Origin of the sequence: Undibacterium sp. Ji83W (assembly GCF_049340385.1) — a bacterium.
In the GTDB taxonomy this organism is placed as follows: domain Bacteria; phylum Pseudomonadota; class Gammaproteobacteria; order Burkholderiales; family Burkholderiaceae_D; genus Undibacterium.
Window position 1 is genome coordinate 68,144 of the sequence record NZ_JBMPOZ010000001.1, and the last position, 18,326, is coordinate 86,469.

The window sequence follows — 18,326 nt, forward strand, 5'->3', positions numbered from 1 at the left end:
CATAATTAGTTTACATATATGTCATGCCATAGAAATAATTAGTATTGATAATCCCGCACTTGTCGTGCAATTGCCGACCTGACTATTCGCGAGATTCCGCCGTCATGCGTTGACTCGGTGTCTCCATCAGTTAAGTACTTACTTAATATCCGAAGCATCTGAAGCATCTGAAGCTATTTTTGAAAGATTTTATGAAAAAAATTTCCTGGTTACCGCCACTCACTCCAATTGCAGCATTAGTGGCAATTGCCCTGGCAGGCTGCGGTAGCAGCAATCCGGCTACGACAACCAACGTAACGCCCGTAGTTGACCCTAATAGCATCCCAGAGGGAACAGTCGTCAAACTGGCCTTGCTGGAAACTACAGACATCCACCAAAACATACTGAGCTACGATTACTACGGTTTGAAAGCGGATACCAGCCTCGGCCTGGAAAGAACGGCCTCACTGATCAAAGACGCACGTGCAGAAAACCCCAATAATATTTTGCTTGACGATGGTGATGTCATCCAGGGTACCTTGCTGGGTGATTACCAGGCACTGGCTGCGCCTGTCACTTGCAGTGGCACACTGGCTATTTATAAAGTCATGAATGCACTGAAATACGATGGTGCCGGCCTGGGCAACCATGAATTCAATTATGGGTTGGGCTTTTTGAGCCAGATCACCAATACTGACTTTGGCTTGCCTGATGTCAGTAAAGCTGGCACTTGTGGCGCGCCTAACTTCCCACTGGTTTTATCGAATGTTGTCGGTGCCAGCAGCCAGAAGCCCATCTTCAATCCTACTTCCATCATCAACAAACAATTCGTCGCTACCAAGCCTGATGGCAGCAGCATGAATGTCAAACTCAATGTCGGCATCATGGGTTTTGTACCGCCACAAATCATGGACTGGGATCAAAAATCCCTGGCGGGTAAAGTCGTCGTCAATGGCGTGCAAGAATCTGCCAACAAATATGTACCTGAGTTGCGCGCCAAGGGTGCCGACCTGGTCGTCGCCCTTTCGCATGGCGGCCTGGATGCCTCGCCGTATAGCCCCAAGATGGAAAACGGCAGCCTGCACCTGAGCACAACCGGTATTGATGCGTTGATGCTGGGCCATGCTCACTTGATTTTTCCTGCACCTAAAGAAGTCGGAGCACCTGCGATAGATGCTTCGCTGGCCGCCCTGCCCGCTGCGATTGTCGATAGCAAAAAAGGCTTGGTGAATGGCGTGCCTGCAGTCATGGCACAAAGCTGGGGTCGCCGTCTGGGCATCATACAACTGACACTGAAATACCAAAGCGGCAAATGGGTAGTACAAAAAGACCTGACCAATGTAGAAGCGCGTGGCTTCAAGTACAAAGATGGCACCAACATCATTGATGCAGATGCCTCTATCGCACCTCTGGTTGATACCGAGCACAAAGCCACCATCAACTATGCGACGCAAGCCCTGGGCACGACGACAGACTTTGAAATGTCAGCCTACTTTTCACTGGTCGGTGATGTCTCTGCCATACAAATCGTCAATCAGGCGCAAATCGATTATGTGAAAAACTTCATCGCCACTTCAAATGATGCGACGATAGCCAGCTACAAATCCATCCCTGTCATTTCGTGCAGTGCGCCATTCAAGGCTGGTCGCAATGGCCCGACTGACTTCACCGACGTTGCCCCTGGCGCCAGCGCGGCATCACCATTTGGTTTGCAAGTACGCAACCCTGGCGACCTTTACCTGTATGGCAATAACAATCTGCAAGCCGTCAAAATCAAGGGTTCTGATTTGAAGAACTGGCTGGAGACTGCAGCAAAACAATTCGGCCAGATCGACCCTGCACTGACGACAGAACAAGATCTGGTACCGTCTTATTCAACCATCTACAACTACGATGTGTTCTATGCAGACAATAATGCACTGATCTACCAGATCGACGTTACCCAGCCAGCAGGCAAGCGCATCGTCAACCTGACGTATGCAGGCAAGGCCATAGGCGACAATGATGACTTTATCGTAGCCACCAATGACTACCGTGCAGGTGGTGGCGGCAACTTCCCTGGCATTGATGGCAGCAAAACCATTATCAAATCGCCAGATGCCAACCAGGCGGTGGTCAGCGATTTCGTTAAAAAACAAGGCAAGATCACTGCTGCAGCGAACGGCACTGGTCAAAGCTGGAGCTTTGTTAAAGTAACGACCAAAGGCCCTGTTATTTTGCGCTCTGCCCCGGGCAAAATATCCGTGGCACAAGCGCTGGGTCTGGCTCGCGTCAAGTCAGAAGGCGCACTGGATGCCAGCGGCTTTGCAAAATATGCGATAGATTTGAGCAAGTAAAATTCACTAAAAACAGTAGCAATGAATAAGCGTGCACTTCAAATCGAAGTGCACGCCTGCTCTCTTGGCGACACTATGTTGAACAAATTTAAAATCAGAGCAGGCATTTTATTGGCCTGCAGCCTATGCGCTTGCGCACCGGTACCAACCACGGCAGAAATCGAATCAGCTGGCATACAGGCCATGCATGCGCAACTGCCATCTGCCATCGCATCACTGGAAAAATGGGCCAATGCCGGCAATGTCGTGGCACAGCGAGAATTGGGTCTGGCGTATGCGATTAAACCCGAACAGCAAGCCCTGGCATTGCTGTGGCTGGAACGTGCCGCAAAAAATCAAAATGGCGATGCGGAAGCCCAGTTTCAACTTGCCGAAGCTTATTATAAAAGCCGCTTAGGGCTGGCAAAGAATGAGCAGCAAGCCTGGAAATGGTATGAAGCAGCGGCAAATAATGACTATGGCAAAGCCAGTTTCATGCTGGCGCGTATGGCTAAATATGGTCAGGGCATGCCGCAAGATCTTGCGCTATCTGTCAAATGGCTGGAGAAAGCCAGTGAGCAAGGCAATGCCCAAGCCATGTTCCTGTTATCGAATGCCTATGCGGCGGGCGAAGGTGTTAAACAAGATCTGGCACTGGCCAGAAAATGGCTGGAAGAATCTGCAGAACTTGAATACCCGGTTGCGATTCAGGCGCTAGCCATGGAACTGGAAAGCGGCAGCAAGCATGTCGAAAAAGACCCGCTGAAAGCCAGGCATTTAATTAAAGAAGCATCAGACGAGCGCCTGATGCGCTGGAACAGATATCAATAAAAAAACGTCGCCAGCATCGATATCACAGCAAGTGCCATCATACCGGTGGCCAGCCAGCCTAATATTTTCAACCTGCGGGTAATCACAAATTTGCCCATGATGTCGGTCCTTGCTGCCATCAACATCATGATCAACATGATGGGCACAGAAATCACGCCATTGATGACTGCACTCCAATACAGCGCCTTGATGGGGTCAATCGCAGTGAACCCCAGTGCTATGCCTATGACGGTAGAAAGCACAATGATGGCGTAGAACTGCCTGGCCTGCATGGGCTTGTCTTCCAGACTGCTTTTCCAGTTGAAAGCACCTGCCATGGCATAAGCTGACGAACCAGCCAGCACAGGTATAGCAAGCAAACCCGTACCGATAATACCCGCACTGAATAACATGAAAGCAAAATCACCAGCAATGGGCCGCAGGGCCAGCGCCGCCTGGGCTGAGGTCTGGATATCGGTAACACCATGCAAGTTCAGGGTGACGGCAGTAGTCAATATGATGAAGAACGCCACCAGATTGGAAAATGCCATTCCTATGTAAGTATCAAGCTTGATACGCTTCAAATTGGCTGGCGCTTGCTCAGGTGCATGGATCAATGGGCGCGCATGCGGATCAGCGCGCATTTCCTCGACCTCTTGCGAAGCTTGCCAGAAAAACAGATAAGGGCTGATGGTGGTACCAAACAATGCCACCACAGTCGTGATGTATTCTTTTTTCCAGGATAGTTGCGGCAAGACTGCGCTCAGCAAGACTTTGGACCAGGGCGTATGCACGACAAAGACGGTGGCGACATAGGCCAGCAAAGCCAGTGTCAGCCATTTCAAGAAACGCACATAACGCTGATATGGGATAAAGACCTGCAGCAGCAAAGACAATACGCCAAAGCCTATGGCATACAAATGCGCCTTGCCGCCTATGAGTAACTTCAATGCCTCACCCATGGCAGAAATATCGGCAGCAATATTGATGGTATTGGCGACCAGCAAAAGACCGACAACGGCATACAATAACCAGGCAGGATAATGACTGCGTATATTGGAGGCAAGGCCATGACCACTGACCCTGCCTATGCGGGCACTGACGATTTGTATACCCACCATCAAGGGGTAGGTAAACAATACCGTCCACAACATATTAAAACCGAACTGCGCACCCGCTTGCGAATAGGTGGCAATGCCACTAGGGTCATCATCTGCTGCACCAGTGATCAGGCCAGGCCCCAGTTTTTTTAACAGGGACGGTTCTTTGGCGTCTGCTGACGAATCTGAAGTCGGTTTATTCATATTCTGATTTTTAAATGCGAGTGCTTGCTTTTGATCTTATGGTCGTCGATGAGTGACATCCATACCTACACCACGGTATCCGGCAAAACGGCTGTCCGTATCAAAAAAGGGTTCCCCACTAACCTGCAGGTATTGTATCGTGCCATCCGGCTTGCTGCGCCGGTAAATAAAATCCAGAAATGGCCGGCGATTGGCAATATTGTCGTCGAGTTGTTCGCGTTCATCGACATCCCAGCCTTCCATCCCACCCTTTGGCGTATTACCCAGCATGTCTTCCACCTGTATGCCCAGCATTTCAAATACTGGCCCTGATACACTGGTGAAATTGCCAAACTGATCCTGCTCCCAATACCAGTCTGATGAGAGTTGGGTAAAGCTTTTAAAGCGCGCTTCGCTGACACGCAACTCTGCAGTGCGCTCCAGCACTGTCTGTTCCAGGCGCTTATTATAAGTATCCAGTTTTTGGTATAGCAAGCGCACTTCCAGCATATTATGTATGCGTGTTTGCACTTCCTGCAGGTCAAAAGGTTTGCTGACAAAATCCTTGGCACCCGCTTGCAAGGCACGCAGCTTATGTCCCGGCTGGGCAGTAATCACCAGCACCGGCAAATAGGCGTCAGCAGCGATGTTCTTTAATTCTTCCATGACTTCAAAACCATCCATGCCGGGCATTTGCAGGTCCAGCAATATCAGGTCATAGTTGTGCTCTATATGCAGTGCGCACACGGTACGCGCGTCCATGGTCGTGGTGATATCGGTATAGCCTATGTTACGCAACATTTGCTCCAACAACATGACATTAGCTTTTTGATCGTCAACGATCAGGATGCTGGCCTTGAGAATTTCGACTGCTTCAAGCATTTCACTCTTTCAAAATCGTTCCCGCATCGACATTACATTTCACTACATTTTCAGCCCAACTCAACTGCACTCTTTATACGATTACAGTCAATGTCACCCTTCTTGCGATCCAGACCATGTTCTTTGGCATGATGCAGCGCCAGATCCAGCGCGTCCATGAACTCATTTACCTTGATGGGCTTGGTCAGATAGCGGAAAAAGCCAGCATCCAGCCCTTTCTCTATATCGCGGGGCATGGCATTTGCAGATAAGGCCATGACAGGTATATGCGCTGTCAGCGGGTCATTTGCCAAAATCTTGAGCGCACCAAAACCACTGAGACCAGGCAGATTAATATCCATCAAGATCACATCCGGTTTACATACCTGTGCCGTGCTGATACCCAGATGCGCATCCACTGCTGTCAACAGTTTGAGATCGCTGCGACGGGCAATCAATTGCTCAACCAGAGCCAGGTTGGCAGGATTGTCTTCTACATATAACAAGCTGCGTTGCGACGAGGCATAAGTTGCTGGCCGCTCATCACCTGGCTCGGCGACAAACTCGTCTGCGCCTTCATCATGCAAAGCTGGTGCTGAAGCCAGGGCTAACTCTATCCAGAACACACTACCAACACCGACCTCACTTTCCACACCGATCGAGCCGCCCATGAGTTCAACCAGTTGCTTGGTCACGACCAGGCCTATACCGGTTCCCTCTTCATTGCCAGCATCTTGCCCCAGGCGATTGAAGGGTTGAAACAATTGCGCGACCTGGTCTGGCGATAAACCCTTACCGGCATCCTTGACGCAGATACGTATGCGGTTCTCGCCATGCATGGCATATTCGACCGTGACCGAACCTTCATGTTGATTGTACTTAATCGCATTTGACAACAAATTCACCATGACTTGCTTGAGCCTGGTACGGTCAGCAAATACATATAGCGGCACCTCGATAGCCGGAAAAATCATTTCTATGCCGCGCGTCTGGGCTTGTGGCTCTATCATGGACTGGCAATCCAGCAGGACATCGGCAAGCAAGATGGATTCTTTTGAAATCGTGACCTTGCCCGACTCTATCATCGCCAGATCAAGGATTTCATTGATCAAACGCAGCAGATACCAGCCAGCTTGCAATATCTGGTCTATCGATAATTTCTGGTTGTCCGACGGTGGTGGATTGTCTGATGCCATCAATTGCGCAAAGCCCAGCACTGCATTGAGTGGCGTGCGCAATTCATGGCTCATGCTGGATAAGAATTCTGACTTGGCCAGATTCGCTTTTTCAGCAACCGCCTTGGCCAATTCCAGTTCGATATTGTTATTCTGCAGTCTTTGTTCGAATAATTTATATTCAGTGACATCGCGGGCGGATGCAAATACGCCCTGCAATCTGCGTTCACGGTCATATATCGTGCTGGCGTTATAGGAAATTTCGGTTTCCTTGCCCTCTTTCGAAATCGCTGTCAGTTCACAATTACTGACCTTGCCAGTTTGCAGTGCGCGCTTCATTGCCAGCTCTGCTGCTGCGGGTTCGGTAAAATAATTTTTAAATGGTGCACCGATCAATTCATCACGCGTACAACCGGTGATGGCTTCCATCTGATGATTGACGTCGCTGATGACACCATTCAAGTCTGTCGTGATCAGGGCATCAATATTGGCTTCAATTAAAGAGCGCGTATAAAACTGTTGATCACGCAAACGCTGGTCAAGCAAGGCTTGCTCTGCTTCCACTTGCTTGCGGGCGGTATTATCTGTGCCTATCAAAAGGCTACCTATGACAACGCCCTGCGCATCACGTAATGCCGTAACTGACACGATGGCTTGCAAACGGCTGCCGTCACGACGGATATAGGTCAGTTCATGATTATCTTCCAGGCTACGCAAGGCTTTAAAAATCAGCGCATCATAACCCAGGGCAACTGGGGTATTGAATTCTGCACTCAGCGCAGTTGCCCTGGCGGCGAGTTCGTCTGCATCAGAGATATCGGCAGGGCTGATCAGGTTGACGACATCGGCAGCATCATATCCCAGCATATGTTCGGCACCAACATTAAAAATCTGGATAAGACCCTGGGCATCAGTCGCAATAATCGAAAAATTCTGGCTATTAAAGATGGCATCCTGCAAGGCCCCCATCTTCAGTAAAACTTCTCGCACCTTGAGTGAGGTTTGTTCACCAGCCATGCGACCCAGCGTTGCGCGACGTATCTGCAAAGCCCACAGCAATAAAAATACCAGTAAAAAACCAACGCTGCCAACCACCAGTTTGATGCGAAATGCCGCTTTTAATTTACGCTCATCGAGCAAGACCTGTTCATCGACTATCGCCTCAGTCAAAATATTTTGCACCTTGGCAGATGCCAGCAAACCCGTATTAAACAAGGCCCTGGTGGCAGCAAAACCATGTGCGTCAAATTGTTTTTGGCTTTCTCGCATGATGAGCATTCTTTCATCAACGGCCTTGTGCAACTGCTGTATGCGTGTCTGTTGCTGAACATTGTCCAGTGTCAGGCCATCCAAATGTGCGATAACAATCGCGATATCATCAAATCGTTTATTGCGCTGTGTTATGAAAGTATCTTCTTTTGTCAGGAAATAGGCTTTTTGCCCATTCTCTGCCTCAGACAGTTTGACACTCAGTTCGCTGAGATCATCAATCACTTTGCGTGTATGGTCTATAGACTTGACTGCATCAAAAGGGACAGCAATATTCCATGCAATACCGCCTATCATCAACAAGGCCAGCAAGGTAATACCAAAGCCGATTAAGGTCAGACGCTCTACCGAGATTGCCTTCATATATTTTCATTCACAGCAATCCTTCGTTAAATGTCGAATATTTCGAATTTCAGAACAACAATTACAGACCGAGGTTGCTTTGTATTTTGCTCTGCACATAGCCAGTTTTTCTGACCATGGTGGCAGGTGCAACAGGGATGGCTTTACCCTGGCGCTGCAATACATCAGACAGCAAACGGGCAAATTCTTTCTTGACCACGCCATAGCATTCACACACGTGGTCTTCGAGGCCTGCCCGGTCAACGACGGTAATATGCCCACGGCGGTAGCTGATAAAACCGTAGTTTTGTAATTTACCTGCCGCTTCCGTCACCCCTTCGCGCCGCACACCCAGCATATTGGCAATCAATTCCTGCGTGATGGTCAGGTCATTGCCCGACATGCGATCCAGCGTCAGTAAAAGCCAGCGGCACAACTGCTGTTCAACGGAATGGTGGCGATTGCATACTGCCGTTTGCGACATTTGCGTAATCAATGCCTGGGTATAGCGCAGCAACAGGCGCAACACTGGCCCGGCACGATTAAATTCTTCCAGCAAAATATGCGCCTTCAGACGATAACCAAAGCCGCCAGTCTGCACGATCGCTCGGCTAGGTGTGGTGTCGCCACCCATGAACAGCGAAATACCAACCAGACCTTCATTACCGACACCGGCAATTTCTGAAGAGCCGCCGTTTTCCAGTAAATAATGCAGTGAAACAATCGCTGTTACAGGGAAGTACACATACTGCAATTTGCCGCCCGACTCGTATAAAACATCACCAAGCAGCATGGAAACCAGTTCCAGATGGGGGGCCAGGCGATCGAATTCTGTATCCAGTAATGCCGCCAGCAAATGGTTTTGATTCGGGTCTATCTGATTGTCCATATCGAATTCCTGCCTAATTTAGAATGAAGGACAAGGCACAAAACCTACCCAGAAAAATCTGTTCAGCATGCCCCGCGTCCGACTCTATGGCATTTATGCTTATAGTGTCTGTTCGATATCACACATATAGAAAAAATAATGCGAAGAAAACTAAGCGACTCTTGCCCGCTCAGTTTATTTCGCATGCACAGCCCATCTTAATTCCGACTTTGCATTGGAAGCTGCACTATGTCAGTTTCAAGAAAATAGTTACGTACGCTAGCGTACATACAACCGCAAATCAGGCATTAATTTTTGCGACATTCCACATTATGTTTAATTGAGAAGCACTGACCGCAAAACAATTGCGTCAATATTGAATTTAATTATCTTTCCAACCCTGGCCAACTTGCCCCGGAACAGAACGAAGCACTGCTGCGCGCCGGTCTGATTCGCCCAATACATGCAAGGGATCACCACGAGGGATGTCAGCAAGCAGGCGATCGAACTCCAGTTTGACGACGCCATAACATTCACAGACCACCTTTTCCAGCCCTGGGCGATCTATTACGTCGATACGTCCACGGCTGTACTGTATCAAACCCAGTCTTTGTATATTGCCCGCTGCAGCCGTCACGCCTTCACGCCTGACACCCAGCATATTGGCAATCAGTTCCTGCGTCATGGAAACAGAATCCGAAGGCAGGCGGTCCAGGCTCAATAGCAACCAGCGGCAAAGTTGCTGCTCTATGGAGTGATGGCGATTGCAGACCGCAGTTTGCGTCATTTGCGTAATCAGTGCCTGGGTATACCGCAACAAAAGACGCAAAAAAGGCCCTGCGCGATTAAATTCATCTTTCAAGAATTGTGCCTTGAGGCGATAGCCATGACCTGCGCATTGCACCACAGCGCGGCTGGGTGTGGTTTCACCGCCCATGAACAAGGAAATACCGAGTATGCCCTCATGACCGACAATGGCAATTTCAGCGGAGGCTCCGCTTTCCAGCACATACAACAAGGAAACGATGGAGGTAGTTGGAAAATAAACGTATTCCAGGGCACCACCGGCCTCATACAAGGCTTGCCCAAGCGGCATTTCCACCAATTCCAGGTGCTGGGTCAGGCGATCAAACTCTGCTTGCGGCAAAGCGGCGAGCAAGTGATTTTGCAGAGGGTTATGCGGGATGGTCATGGGTGGGGCTCTGAGCTGCCAACTCGATTGCGAGTGACATGGATTGTATAGACCGGATTATCTATCTACAGAGTAGCAGGTATAAGGCTGGCGTATGTGCGCAATCGCGCATATAGCTTCGATTTATATCAACTTATTGTTCAAACAAGAAAATAGTTTTGTTTTTGCGGGCAATATGACTGCCCTCAGCAAGCAGATTACAACACGCGCAGGCTAAAGCAAGCTTATTGAAAGGGAATGGAAGTGAGTAGTCGGGTAAATTCTTTTTGTACGACGAAATAACATTCGCAAACCACTTTTTCCAGGCCTGGTCTGTCCAGCACGATAATCGCACCACGGCTATAGCAAATCAAACCTGCGCGCTGCAAATTGCCTGCAGCCTCTGTCACTCGTTCACGACGCACACCCAGGGCATTGGCAATTCTTTGCTGAGTGATATTCACCGACTCTGAAGATAGTCTGTCCAGGCTCAACAACAGCCAGCGGCACAATTGCTGCTCTACCGTATGATGCAGATTGCAAATGGCGGTCTGCGTCATTTGCGTGATCAGCGCTTGGGTATAACGCAATAATACTCGCAGCAAAGGGCCAGCGCGGTCAAACTCTTGCTTCAGCAATTGCCCCTTGAGGCGATAGGCAAAACCGGCATTTTGCACAACAGCACGGTTAGGCGTGGTATCGCCGCCCATGAATAGAGATATGCCGACCACGCCTTCATGGCCAACAGCAGCAATCTCGGCGGAGACACCATCTTCCAGCACATACAGCAATGAAACAATGGCAGAGGTAGGGAAATAGACAAACTGCTGACGCACACCAGCCTCATACAAGACATCACCGACCGCCATAGTGACGAGCTCAAGCCCGTCAGACAATGACGCAAACTCCGCAGCAGGCAAGGCCGCGAGCAGGTGATTTTGCATTGGACTGGGGGATGTTTGCATTAATGTTTTTGGCCTTAAAATTCCACCAGGTATTTTGTCACATAGACAAAGCTGTGTAGCGGAGCGCAAGCCTATCACGTCATGTAAAAATTTTATGCGCGATTGCGCACACATGCGATCAGGAATAAGTGATTTAGCGAAATATTATCCAACGCAAGGTCACGAATCAACAATCCATCAAAAGCCGTATGGACGATTTTCAATGCTGGTATCAGGCAAAAGCAGACATGAAACTGGAGTTTACGCCTCAAGGCAAATACGGAAATTGCTCAAATTTCTGCAATCGTGAAGGTAATGAAGAGGCAATGAAGTGCTGGGATTTGAAGACGAAGCTGAAAAGCAAAAAGCCCGGTAATTAACCGGGCTTTTTAAAGCTAAGCTTTGATTTGCTTAGCGAAATTTTGGGGTGACCGATGGGGTTCGAACCCACGACAACAGGAATCACAATCCTGGACTCTACCAACTGAGCTACGGCCACCACTGTGTATCTCGTACAAATATTGCAGTGCAAGAGAGCTACGCATTATACGAGGAATTTGGCTTGCTGGCAATAGCATTCTTGGGTAATCAGGCTCAGGGCTATTTAACTTATGCCAACACAGCCTGTGCTGCCTGCCTTGTATCCCACACCCCACACGGCTGATTCATCAGAATTTGCCGCCACCGCCCGCGCCCTCACGCTGCCGCCCCATGCCGCTTTTGCGCTGCGGTGCTTCACCACTCTCCGGGCGCTTGGCTTTGCCAGCGTCTGCCGTGGTGCGCAGGGATGCATTGATAAACATTTGCAGGGCCTGGCGTTGTTTGTCATCCAGCGCGTCGCTCAGGGTCAGTACCAGTTCGCGCATTTGCTTGTTTTCTTGCAAGGTGGTTTGCTCTTCTTGCTCGATTTGCGGGTTCAGGTCACGCAATTCAATATTATTTTGTTCCAAGCGCAATTCCAGCTCTGTTTGCATGCGGTTCCTGCGGACATCGCGCTGATGCAGCATGGACGACAGCTTGCTTTCTGTTTGCTGCCACAGCAATTGCTGGTTGGCATTCAGATTCAACTCTTTTTTTAATTCGCCTGCCTTGGCCAGCAAACTGTCCAGGCGCACTTCCATGACTGGAGTCGCATGTGCAAGAGAAGTAAACAGGGTAAAACAAGCTGAAAAAACGATGTTGCGTAAGTTGATAGAGTACATATCATTCCTGCCAATAAAAGTAGCGGGCATAAAAAAGCCCACGCATATGAATGCGTAGGCGAAATCTCACTGAGGTAGTGAGTTGAAGGAGCGTGCAATGAAACATAAGCAATATATTCCGACAAGAACTCAACTCAATGATGTATTACAAATTCTTACGAATACTCGCGTTTGATTTACAAATTAGCTCATGTATCGAGCTTGAGTAAGCTGCACACACAAACCCACTACTTGCTTACACCGCAACAGAGACTGGCATTTCCTGACTTCTGTCAAATGCAGTAACGCTTTGCATGGCAAGGGCCGCTTCCAGTAATAATTCAGGCTTGCCAGAAGCGAGTCTCTTACTATCAGACAGTATTTGACGGAACACGCGCGCACCCACCAGACCCATCATCAAGCCCAGCATATGGCGGATGATGGTATTCAGGCGCAAGCCTTTGCCGCCATTGCCATGCAATTCCAGCTGTTGATAGATGTAAGGAATCATATGCTGCAGGATTTCTTCCCTGCTCTTGACTGGACTGTTATCACCATAATAGCGCTCATCAAAGCTGGCCATGAAATAGGGGTTGTGATATGCCTCACGCCCTATCATGACACCATCGACATGTTGCAGATGCAAGTCCATGTCTTCCAGGGTTTTGACGCCGCCATTCAGAATAATTTCCAGGTCAGGGAATTCTTTTTTCAGGCGATAGGCATAGTCATATTTGAGCGGAGGGATTTCGCGGTTTTCTCTGGGCGACAAACCCTTGAGTATGGCAGTGCGGGCATGAACGATAAAGGTCTTGCAACCTGCGTCAGCGACGGTACCGACAAAGTCACGCATGAATTCATAAGAATCCACTTCATTGATGCCTATACGATGTTTGACAGTGACATCAATGGAGACCACATCCTTCATCGCCTTGACGCTATCAGCAACCAGTTGCGGCTCTGCCATCAGGCAGGCTCCAAATGCACCTTTTTGCACGCGTTCAGACGGGCAACCGCAATTCAGGTTGATTTCATCATAGCCCCATTGCTCACCCAGTTTGGCTGCATGCGCCAGATCAGCCAGTTCGCTACCACCCAGTTGCAGGGCAACCGGATGTTCTCCTGGATTAAATTCCAGATGACGTTGGACATCACCATGCAAGAGTGAACCTGTCGTCACCATTTCGGTATACAACCAGGAGTTGCGGGTGATATGGCGATGGAACTGGCGGCAATGCCTGTCTGTCCAGTCCAACATGGGGGCCACGGATACGCGGCGCGGGGGTAGTGCTTTTGTATTCACAATAAAACAAGGCGGCAATTCACAATGCCATATTGTACCTTGTCATGGGGAAATCGCCTTCAATTGGAACGAATGGAACGAATGCGGAGCGACCCCACGACAACAGAAATCACAATCCTGGATGCTACCAACTAGATCAACAGTAAAGAAAGAAGACTGTTGATTAAACTCAACCACACCTAAATCAGGCTTTAAGCGCTGGCTTGTGCTGCGTACCTTCGCCACGCGTCATGAACAGCATGCGGCTGGGTGCAAAAATTTTTGCCGTATGCCAGCGCCCCTTGGGCACCAGCACCGCCTCCCCTGCCTTCATATGTATATGCTGGACCGCGTCGTCGAGCTCAATGAGGAAATCGGCAAGACCTGATAGCAAATACACGAATTCATCTGCATGTGGATGCATTTCCCAACTGGGCCAGTCGGCTTCGCAACTGAATTCACTGATCAGCCAATGCTTGCCAAAAGCCTCAATATCCGACTCAGGCAAGCTCCAGAATGCAGGGCCACCTGCCATGACTGTCGCCATACCATCGGCAGCCAGCGCAACATAGGTTTTTTGGGATTCTATTTTCATGCTTAGCCTCCTTAAAAATATGGCTCTTGTGCAAAAATATTTGGTATTGCTGAGCAATAACCATCAGCCGATTTACTCTGCAATAATGCCTGAAGTCACTGCTTGTGCATGGTCTGCAAAAATAGCCATGGCTGTCTTCATGGGATGGAAACCCAGTTTTTGATAAAAACCTTCCTTGCCAGGATTGGCATACAAGATGATTTTCTTATGGCCCTGCGATTTCTCCACCAAGTGATCCACGATAGCCTTACCCAGTTTGATACCTTGAAACTCAGGATGGATAGCGATATCACAGATATATGAGCAATCAAGGCCATCTGCCAGGGCACGGCCCACGCCTACCAATTGATCACCGGCATACACAAAACATTTATACATGCTGTTGGAAAACACGATTTCCAGATTTTTTGCGGGTTTATTGCCGAGAGGAGCAATCCTGTATAACTCGGACAGCGCCTGCCAGTCGACTTCATCTTGCACAGTGACCCATGTCAAATCCACCATCTTGTCCTCGCTGACTTATCTACATATCGGCATCTTGCAACAATATCTTTAGTATTTAGACAATACTACATTAATAAGTTCAATGGAGTTTAAGGTCAGAATAAAAGCATGCCAATTGCCAGGCAATTGAAGATGACCGTGCCGGCAAATGCCAGCCGGAAAGAGGGTTTGATGGTCTTGTGGCGAAATAATTTTTGCGCCAGCATGGCACCCGGCCAGCCACAAGCCAGGCCACACAATAACAAGCTACGCTCGGAGATTCTTGACTCACGTTTGCGCGCCGCCGCTTTATCCAGGCCATACATGATCAGGGTGATGATGCTCATGGCAACATAGACGATGGCTACGCCCAGCCATTGCAACTTTTGATTACTACGCAACAAAGAAAAGACTTCTGCAATTTGATCAAAAAAATCCATGCCATCGCGGTAGGGGTGAAAGAGCCCGGATTATTGCAGACCAAACATCGCCAGTCCATTCTTATACGCAATGCGTTCTGCAATATCTGCTGGCAACTCACTCAGCATGCGACGATAAAAAGCCATCAACTGCGGCACATCATCCCAACGCGAAGTCACCCAGGTATCAGTGCCAAGCACGAACCTGTCGGGGTAACGCAAAAACAGGCGCTTCCATTGCGGATTCAGGCTGCCGTTTTGCTCAAGATCGGAGCGAAAAGATAATTCACCGACCAGGTTTGGATATTGCGCAAACATGGTCTCGACTTTATCCAGCGAAGTGCTCATGCCAGTGTGTGCCCAGATCAGTTTGACGCCAGGCGCATGATGCAAAATACGTTCTATTGCATCTTCATCGGAATGCGCATGCAGCCACAGGTCGCGCGCCTTGGCCAGCCTGGCAATTTTCGCCATATAGGGCGCATCAGCATCCTTGCCGAAGATATGAAATTCCCCTATGCCGCGATAGATGCCGCGCTGCAGCTCTTTTTCAACGAAGCGCTCTATCTCGGGATTGGCAAACCAGTCATGCCTGTCGGGCTGTACTCTGTAGGGACGCAGGAAGGGAATGATCTTGATGTCAGGTGCATTTTGCGCGATCAAATCCAGCGTGCCATCATTTGGCCGACTGGTCGCCAATACGGCACGTATGCCAAGCTGACGCCACAAGGCAATAACACGCTGCGGCGACCAGGTGCTGCGCGCTTCGATGTTGTAATGCATGTGGGCATCGAATATGGGCAAGGGCTCTGCTGCTGCTGCAATAGCCGACATCATGAGCAAAGAGCAGGTCAATAAGAAATTCTGTAATTGCTTTTTCATAACCGTGCTCCCTTGCCAAATTTGATACCCCTTTTGAATCAAGAATACACGCTATGAAGGAGGCGTCAACTCCATGATTACAACATCCTGGCAATCAGGGCTTTTTCATGCCTGGCATCCAAAGGGATACGCACCTTATGCCCTGCCCCGCCTATGATATTCAGGGGCTGATTGTCAGCATTACGCATCTCAGCCAGCTTGATCATTTCATTGCCATTCGGTGAAATGATTTCTATCTCATCGCCAACAGCAAAGCGGTTTTTGACTTCGACTTCTGCCCAACCATCTGTCACTTGCAAGACCTGCCCCACATATTGACTGCGGTGTGCTTTTGACACACCTTCCATATAATTTTGATGCTCCTGCGTATGATGGCGCTGATAAAAACCATCGGTATAACCACGGTTGGCGAGACCATTCAATTGACCCAGCAAATCGGCATTGAAGGGACGGCTAGCCACAGCATCATCAATTGCGCGTCTATAGGTTTGGGCGGTGCGGGCAACATAGTAGATAGATTTGGTACGGCCTTCGACTTTCAGTGAATCGATACCGATTTTCGCCAGGCGCTCCACATGCTCAACGGCGCGCAAGTCTTTGGAGTTCATGATGTAGGTGCCGTGCTCATCTTCGAGTATAGGCATGAACTGGCCGGGCTTGCCGCCCTCTTCTATCAGATACGGGCGGTCAGCGAGTGGATGGCGTGGCATATCACCCATGGCAGAGAAAGACTGATTGGCTTCTTCCAATGCTTGTTGATAATTGAACTGGATACTCTCGACCAGGATGCGCGCCAGGTCACCGGTTTCATTTTCGGTGGCATTTTCGACCTTGTAGTCCCAGCGGCAGGAATTGGTGCAGGTACCCTGGTTAGGGTCACGATGATTGAAATAACCGGACAACAAACAGCGCCCAGAATAGGCGATGCACAAGGCACCGTGCACGAAAACTTCCAGCTCCATATCCGGGCATTGCTGGCGGATTTCTTCTATTTCATCGAGTGACAATTCACGTGACAGGATGACGCGGGTCAGACCCATTTTTTTCCAGAATTTGACGTCCGCCCAATTCACGGCATTGGCTTGCACAGACAGATGTACGGGCACTTCTGGCCATTTTTCACGCACCATCATGATCAGGCCGGGGTCGGCCATGATGAGTGCATCGGGCTTCATGTTGATGACCGGCTCCATGTCGCGCAGATAGGTTTTGAGTTTGCTATTGTGCGGGAAGATATTGCTGGCAACAAAGAATGATTTGCCGCGCGCATGGGCACCGTCTATGCCCTGCTGCAATACATCAAGAGTAGAGAATTCATTATTGCGGGCACGCAGGCTATAGCGTGGCTGGCCTGCATACACCGCATCGGCACCGAAGTCGAAAGCAGCATGCATTTTTTCCAGCGAACCGGCGGGCAAGAGAAGTTCTGGGGCTTTGAGCATGGCAAGAAAATCCGAAAAGAAAAATGTTCGCGATTTTAGTGCCATCTTCGAGGCCAGGAAAAATTTACCTGGTCATTATTTGATATACATCAACCCTCATAGTCAGGCATCGTTGCCACGCATGGCAGTCAACTCATTGAACACCAGCGCAACCAGTACGACTATGCCGCCATAGATACTGGCAGTAGCTGGCACCTCGCCTGCGCCCAGCCAGGCCCAAATTGGTGCCAGCAAGACTTCAAGCAGAGACAGCAAGGCAATCTCCGGTGCGGTCAGGCTATTCGATGCCCTGACCATCAACATGCAGGGTAAACCCAGTTGAAAGAAACCGAGTATCGCCAGGATGCCAATATCATGCAGCGATGCATGAAAAGGCCAGGCAAATGGCAGCATCATCAGCGCAGAGATGGTGCCGCCCAAAAACACTGCCGGCACCAGATCAACCGCGTGGCCGCCCTTTTTGAGAATGATGACATTTGCCGACGCCGCCAGAGGTATGCCAAAGGCGATCAACATGCCAATCAGGCCGCGTTCATCTACTTCAGAAATGCTGCCAACAAACATCCAGCCCATGCCTATGCAGGCTGCCGCAATCGCCCACCAGGTACGCGCCGGTATGCGCTGGTGCAAGACCAGCCAGGCCAGCAATGCCGTGAACAAGGGCGACAGGCTCTCCATGATAGAGGTATTGGCGACCGTGGTCATGGTCAGCGCAATCATGAAGCAACTATACATGGTGGCCCACATGCAGCCAGACAAAAAGCCTATCTTGCCCAACAGTTTAAGACGTGGGACAAATGCCCATTTGTATTGCCTGAGCATGACGCCAGCAATAAATACGGCGGCAAAAAAACTGCGCCAGAAAGTAACTTCAAAATTACGCGCAACCTCGAGATGACGGGTAAATACACCGGCAATACTCCACAAGGTCGCAGCGCAAATCATCAGCATCACCGCTTTGCGGTGAGACATCTTATTTTGCATATGGATCCAAATAAAAAAACCCGTTTGACCCTGGCCAAGCT

16 protein-coding genes and 1 tRNA gene are annotated in these 18,326 nt (G+C 49.5%); 2 read left to right on the forward strand and 15 right to left on the reverse strand.

The annotated features are described in order from the left end of the window. The first annotated feature begins 191 nt into the window (after nt 1–191). Together ACO0LD_RS00295 and ACO0LD_RS00300 are read left to right on the forward strand one after the other, a co-directional pair. Nucleotides 192–2,315, forward strand: coding sequence for a bifunctional 2',3'-cyclic-nucleotide 2'-phosphodiesterase/3'-nucleotidase (locus tag ACO0LD_RS00295; RefSeq protein ID WP_423002638.1), 2,124 nt, complete (start codon nt 192–194; stop codon nt 2,313–2,315). A 75-nt stretch (nt 2,316–2,390) separates the two neighbouring features. Then, the gene (locus ACO0LD_RS00300; RefSeq protein WP_423002640.1) at nt 2,391–3,125 is read left to right on the forward strand and encodes a tetratricopeptide repeat protein; all 735 of its coding nucleotides are present in this window, start codon (nt 2,391–2,393) and stop codon (nt 3,123–3,125) included. Here the strand turns inward: ACO0LD_RS00300 and ACO0LD_RS00305 are convergent. The 15 genes from ACO0LD_RS00305 to ACO0LD_RS00375 form a co-directional block, all read right to left on the reverse strand. After that, nucleotides 3,119–4,408, reverse strand: a complete 1,290-nt coding sequence (locus ACO0LD_RS00305; protein WP_423002642.1) for an NRAMP family divalent metal transporter — start codon at nt 4,406–4,408, stop codon at nt 3,119–3,121. The genes ACO0LD_RS00300 and ACO0LD_RS00305 overlap by 7 nt on opposite strands. A 36-nt stretch (nt 4,409–4,444) precedes the next feature. Further along, nucleotides 4,445–5,269, reverse strand: a complete 825-nt coding sequence (locus tag ACO0LD_RS00310) for a response regulator (protein ID WP_423002644.1) — start codon at nt 5,267–5,269, stop codon at nt 4,445–4,447. 50 nt (nt 5,270–5,319) lie between these two features. Then, nucleotides 5,320–8,055: a PAS domain S-box protein gene (locus ACO0LD_RS00315; protein ID WP_423002646.1), complete on the reverse strand. Its 2,736-nt coding sequence runs from the start codon at nt 8,053–8,055 to the stop codon at nt 5,320–5,322. A gap of 61 nt (nt 8,056–8,116) precedes the next feature. Then, complete coding sequence (locus ACO0LD_RS00320; protein ID WP_423002648.1) at nt 8,117–8,923, reverse strand: Crp/Fnr family transcriptional regulator; 807 nt, start codon at nt 8,921–8,923, stop codon at nt 8,117–8,119. A 361-nt stretch (nt 8,924–9,284) separates the two neighbouring features. Then, nucleotides 9,285–10,094, reverse strand: a complete 810-nt coding sequence (locus tag ACO0LD_RS00325; RefSeq protein ID WP_423002650.1) for a Crp/Fnr family transcriptional regulator — start codon at nt 10,092–10,094, stop codon at nt 9,285–9,287. 224 nt (nt 10,095–10,318) lie between these two features. Beyond that, nucleotides 10,319–11,038 (reverse strand): Crp/Fnr family transcriptional regulator, encoded by a 720-nt coding sequence (locus ACO0LD_RS00330; protein ID WP_423002652.1) that lies wholly within the window; start codon nt 11,036–11,038, stop codon nt 10,319–10,321. A gap of 402 nt (nt 11,039–11,440) precedes the next feature. Further along, nucleotides 11,441–11,516, reverse strand: a tRNA-His gene (locus ACO0LD_RS00335). Between the two features lie 169 nt (nt 11,517–11,685). Then, nucleotides 11,686–12,219, reverse strand: coding sequence for a hypothetical protein (locus ACO0LD_RS00340; protein ID WP_423002653.1), 534 nt, complete (start codon nt 12,217–12,219; stop codon nt 11,686–11,688). A gap of 235 nt (nt 12,220–12,454) precedes the next feature. Next, nucleotides 12,455–13,501 carry a tRNA dihydrouridine(20/20a) synthase DusA gene (gene dusA, locus ACO0LD_RS00345; protein ID WP_423002655.1) on the reverse strand — a complete coding sequence of 349 codons (1,047 nt, stop codon included), beginning with the start codon at nt 13,499–13,501 and terminating at the stop codon, nt 12,455–12,457. Between the two features lie 184 nt (nt 13,502–13,685). Next, a complete protein-coding gene (locus ACO0LD_RS00350) occupies nt 13,686–14,075 on the reverse strand; it encodes a cupin domain-containing protein (protein WP_423002657.1) in 390 nt (129 codons plus the stop codon). 72 nt (nt 14,076–14,147) lie between these two features. Beyond that, on the reverse strand, nt 14,148–14,579 hold the full coding sequence (locus ACO0LD_RS00355) for a GNAT family N-acetyltransferase (protein WP_423002658.1): 432 nt from the start codon (nt 14,577–14,579) through the stop codon (nt 14,148–14,150). A 95-nt stretch (nt 14,580–14,674) separates the two neighbouring features. Continuing rightward, nucleotides 14,675–14,998: a DUF1294 domain-containing protein gene (locus ACO0LD_RS00360; protein WP_423002660.1), complete on the reverse strand. Its 324-nt coding sequence runs from the start codon at nt 14,996–14,998 to the stop codon at nt 14,675–14,677. 30 nt (nt 14,999–15,028) lie between these two features. Then, nucleotides 15,029–15,859, reverse strand: coding sequence for an amidohydrolase family protein (locus ACO0LD_RS00365; RefSeq protein WP_423002662.1), 831 nt, complete (start codon nt 15,857–15,859; stop codon nt 15,029–15,031). A 77-nt stretch (nt 15,860–15,936) separates the two neighbouring features. Further along, entirely contained in the window at nt 15,937–17,301 is a 1,365-nt protein-coding gene (gene yegQ / locus ACO0LD_RS00370) for a tRNA 5-hydroxyuridine modification protein YegQ (protein WP_423002664.1), read from the reverse strand. A 102-nt stretch (nt 17,302–17,403) separates the two neighbouring features. Continuing rightward, entirely contained in the window at nt 17,404–18,273 is an 870-nt protein-coding gene (locus tag ACO0LD_RS00375) for a DMT family transporter (RefSeq protein ID WP_423002666.1), read from the reverse strand. Nucleotides 18,274–18,326: the final 53 nt, after the last annotated feature.

What these genes read in the sequence shown, in the direction of transcription:
- ACO0LD_RS00295 (WP_423002638.1), top strand. Translation starts at nt 192, where the DNA reads ATGAAAAAAATTTCCTGGTTACCGCCACTCACTCCAATTGCAGCATTA.
- ACO0LD_RS00300 (WP_423002640.1), top strand. Translation starts at nt 2,391, where the DNA reads ATGTTGAACAAATTTAAAATCAGAGCAGGCATTTTATTGGCCTGCAGC.
- ACO0LD_RS00305 (WP_423002642.1), bottom strand. Translation starts at nt 4,408, where the DNA reads ATGAATAAACCGACTTCAGATTCGTCAGCAGACGCCAAAGAACCGTCC.
- ACO0LD_RS00310 (WP_423002644.1), bottom strand. Translation starts at nt 5,269, where the DNA reads ATGCTTGAAGCAGTCGAAATTCTCAAGGCCAGCATCCTGATCGTTGAC.
- ACO0LD_RS00315 (WP_423002646.1), bottom strand. Translation starts at nt 8,055, where the DNA reads ATGAAGGCAATCTCGGTAGAGCGTCTGACCTTAATCGGCTTTGGTATT.
- ACO0LD_RS00320 (WP_423002648.1), bottom strand. Translation starts at nt 8,923, where the DNA reads ATGGACAATCAGATAGACCCGAATCAAAACCATTTGCTGGCGGCATTA.
- ACO0LD_RS00325 (WP_423002650.1), bottom strand. Translation starts at nt 10,094, where the DNA reads ATGACCATCCCGCATAACCCTCTGCAAAATCACTTGCTCGCCGCTTTG.
- ACO0LD_RS00330 (WP_423002652.1), bottom strand. Translation starts at nt 11,038, where the DNA reads ATGCAAACATCCCCCAGTCCAATGCAAAATCACCTGCTCGCGGCCTTG.
- ACO0LD_RS00340 (WP_423002653.1), bottom strand. Translation starts at nt 12,219, where the DNA reads ATGTACTCTATCAACTTACGCAACATCGTTTTTTCAGCTTGTTTTACC.
- ACO0LD_RS00350 (WP_423002657.1), bottom strand. Translation starts at nt 14,075, where the DNA reads ATGAAAATAGAATCCCAAAAAACCTATGTTGCGCTGGCTGCCGATGGT.
- ACO0LD_RS00355 (WP_423002658.1), bottom strand. Translation starts at nt 14,579, where the DNA reads ATGGTGGATTTGACATGGGTCACTGTGCAAGATGAAGTCGACTGGCAG.
- ACO0LD_RS00360 (WP_423002660.1), bottom strand. Translation starts at nt 14,998, where the DNA reads ATGGATTTTTTTGATCAAATTGCAGAAGTCTTTTCTTTGTTGCGTAGT.
- ACO0LD_RS00365 (WP_423002662.1), bottom strand. Translation starts at nt 15,859, where the DNA reads ATGAAAAAGCAATTACAGAATTTCTTATTGACCTGCTCTTTGCTCATG.
- yegQ (WP_423002664.1), bottom strand. Translation starts at nt 17,301, where the DNA reads ATGCTCAAAGCCCCAGAACTTCTCTTGCCCGCCGGTTCGCTGGAAAAA.
- ACO0LD_RS00375 (WP_423002666.1), bottom strand. Translation starts at nt 18,273, where the DNA reads ATGTCTCACCGCAAAGCGGTGATGCTGATGATTTGCGCTGCGACCTTG.